Source organism: Diaphorobacter sp., assembly GCF_050251835.1.
Classification (GTDB): domain Bacteria; phylum Pseudomonadota; class Gammaproteobacteria; order Burkholderiales; family Burkholderiaceae_C; genus JBFXIE01.
Genome location: NZ_JBFWLZ010000079.1, coordinates 1 through 3,034, shown reverse-complemented (window position 1 = coordinate 3,034; position 3,034 = coordinate 1). Strand labels below are relative to the sequence as shown.

The window sequence follows — 3,034 nt, the reverse complement described above, 5'->3', positions numbered from 1 at the left end:
GCGCGAGCCGGCACCCGTGCCGACGTGCGTCTTCGTGCTGAGGTGCCATTGGTTGTCCAGTGCGTCTCGGGGTTCTTCCCGTTCGGACGGCTCTCTTGGATAGCTTGAGACAGCTGTATCTGATCCGGCGGTTTGTAAACAGTCTGTAAGGGGCAAAAAACAAAAAACCCCGCTATCGAATAGATAGCGGGGTTTCTTTTGTTGACTTGGTGCCGGAGAGATGAATCGAACACCCGACCTTCTCATTACGAATGAGCTGCTCTACCGACTGAGCTACACCGGCGTAAGCCCAGAATTATAGCGTTGAATGGTAGCTTGTCACGCGCTCGACTTCGTTTTTCGATCCCAGGATCACGCTCACGCGCTCATGCAACTGTGTTGGCTGGATGTCCAGGATGCGCTGCCTGCCGTTGGTGGCGGCGCCGCCCGCTTGCTCGACCAGCCAACCCATGGGGTTGGCTTCGTACATCAGGCGCAGCTTGCCCGCTTTGTGGGGCTCGCGCTTGTCCCAGGGGTACATGAAGATGCCGCCGCGGCACAGGATGCGGTGCACGTCGGACACCATGCTGGCAATCCAGCGCATGTTGAAGTCCTTGCCGCGCGGGCCTTCCTTGCCTTGCAGGCATTCGTCGATGTAGCGGCGCACGGGCTCGTCCCAGTGGCGCATGTTGCTCATGTTGATGGCAAATTCCTTGGTGTCCTCGGGGATGCGCACGTTTTCGCGGGTGAGGACGAAGGAGCCCTGCTCGCGGTCGAGCGTGAACATGGCCACGCCGTCGCCCACCGTCAGCACCAGCGTGGTCTGCGGGCCGTAGATGCAGTAGCCGGCCGCCACCTGCTGGCTGCCAGGCTGCAGGAAGTCGCTGTCGAGCACGCCGGGGTGGCCCTCGGGCTTCTTCAGCACGCTGAAGATGGTGCCGATGCTCACGTTCACGTCGATGTTGGACGAGCCGTCCAGCGGGTCGAACATCAGCAGATATTCGCCTTGCGGGTAGCGGTTGGGCACCACGTAGATGCCCTCCATCTCTTCACTGGCCATGGCTGCCAGGTGGCCGCCCCATTCGTTGGCTTCGATCAGGGTTTCGTTGGCGATGATGTCCAGCTTTTTCTGCACCTCGCCCTGGACGTTCTCGGTGCCGGCACTGCCCATCACGTCGCCCAGTTCGCCCTTGTTCACGGCGAAACTGATGCGCTTGCAGGCGCGGGCCACCACTTCCAGCAGCAGGCGCAGTTGGGGCGGGATGCGCCCGTCCACACGTTGCTGCTCGACAAGGTAGCGGGTGAAGCTGATGCGTTGGGTCATGGAAAAGCCTTTCTTTGATCTTTAATCGGCCAGGGCGCGGGTGACGACTTCGCGCACATCATTGGACAGGTCGGGCTTGGCGGCCACGCGGGCGATGGCCTCGCGGGCGGCGGTGCGGTACGGCTCGGCCAGCTTCTTCCAGCGATCCAGCGCGCGCGCCAGGCGCGACGCGACCTGCGGGTTGAAGCTGTCGAGCTCCAGCACGCGGTCGGCCCAGAAGACGTAGCCCGCGGCGTCGGCGCGGTGAAAGCCGCCCGGGTTGGCGCTGCAATAGCTAAAAATCACGCTGCGCGCGCGGTTGGGGTTCTTGATGTGGAAGTCCGGGTGCTTCATGAGCTGGCGCACGGCGGGCAGCACATTGCCGCCGCGGTCGGGCGCGCCCGCCTGCAGCGCGAACCATTTGTCCAGCACCAGGGCGTCGTCCTTGAACATCGCGTGAAAGCGCGTCAGCGCGGGCGCCGCCAGCTCGTGGCCGCTGCTGACCAGCGCAGCCAGGGCGTTGAAGCGGTCGGTCATGTTGCCCGCATCCTTGCAGCGCTGATAGGTCTTGCCGGGCCACACGGCATCGCCGCTGGTGCGTGCGGCCAGGCACAGCATGTGGAGCGCCAGGCCAGCCAGGGCGCGGCGGCCCGCGGATACGGCATCAGGGCGGTAGGCGCCGGTGTCTTGGTGCTGCTCCCAGGCCCAGGCCCAGTCGCTGTGCAATGCGGTGGCCAGTTGCTGGCGCAGCGCTTCGCGCACTGCATGCACGCGTTGCGGATCCACCACGTCCAGTTGCTCGGCGATGTAGCTTTCGGACGGCAGTGTCAGCACCAGCTCCTTGAAGGCGGCGTCCAGCGTGGGGTTGCGCAGCACGTCGCGCATGGCCTGCACCAGGGCTGCGGGCAAGAGGTCTTGGTCGATTTGGCCGCTAGCGCTTATGGATAGGGCGCTGTCAGCTATCGCATTGATAGCAATGCGCAGCATCAGGCGCTGGCCGGCTTCCCAGCGGTTGAACGCGTCGCTGTCGTGCGCCAGCAGGGTCAGCAGATCGGCGTCGCTGTACTCGCAATCCAGGATGACCGGTGCGCTGAAGTGCCGCAGCAGCGATGGCACGGGCGGCGTGTCCACATCCACGAAGGTGAGCGTCATCTCGGTCTCGGTCAGCACCACGGTGCGCTCGGCGGGGCCGGCGGCAGCTTCGCCCTCCAGCTGCAGCGGCAGGGCGCGGCCGTCGCTGCCCACCAGGCCCAGCGCCACCGGGATGACGAAGGGCAGCTTGTCCGACTGGCCCGGCGTGGCGGGGCAGCTTTGCGACAGGGTGAGGGTGTAGCGGCGTGCCTCGGCGTCGTACTGGCCCACGGCCTTGACGCGCGGCGTGCCCGCCTGCGAATACCAGCGCTTGAACTGCTGCAGATGCTGCGCCAGCGCGCTGCCGGGGTTGGCGTCGGCCATGGCCTGGGCGAAGTCGTCGCAGGTGACGGCCTGGCCGTCGTGGCGTTCAAAGTACAGCTTCAGCCCCTTGGCAAAGCCGTTGCGGCCGACCAGGTTGTGCTGCATGCGCACGACCTCCGAGCCTTTCTCGTAGATCGTGACGGTGTAGAAGTTGTTGATCTCGACGTAGCTGTCGGGCCGCACGGGGTGGGCCATGGGGCCCGCGTCTTCAGGGAACTGCACGGTGCGCAGCACGCGCACGTCCTCGATGCGCTTGACGGCGCGCGCGGACGGGCTGCCCGCCATGTCCATGCTGAA

At 65.3% G+C, this 3,034-nt stretch carries 2 protein-coding genes and 1 tRNA gene; all 3 read right to left on the bottom strand.

From position 1 onward, the window contains the following. Positions 1-207 precede the first annotated feature (207 nt). Positions 208-283, bottom strand: a tRNA-Thr gene (locus AB7E35_RS14840). Positions 284-295: 12 nt separating this feature from the next. After that, complete coding sequence (locus AB7E35_RS14835; RefSeq protein ID WP_428167841.1) at positions 296-1,303, bottom strand: class 1 fructose-bisphosphatase; 1,008 nt, start codon at positions 1,301-1,303, stop codon at positions 296-298. 21 nt (positions 1,304-1,324) lie between these two features. After that, the coding region (locus tag AB7E35_RS14830; protein ID WP_428167840.1) for a DUF3458 domain-containing protein at positions 1,325-3,034 on the bottom strand (1,710 nt) is incomplete at its 5' end.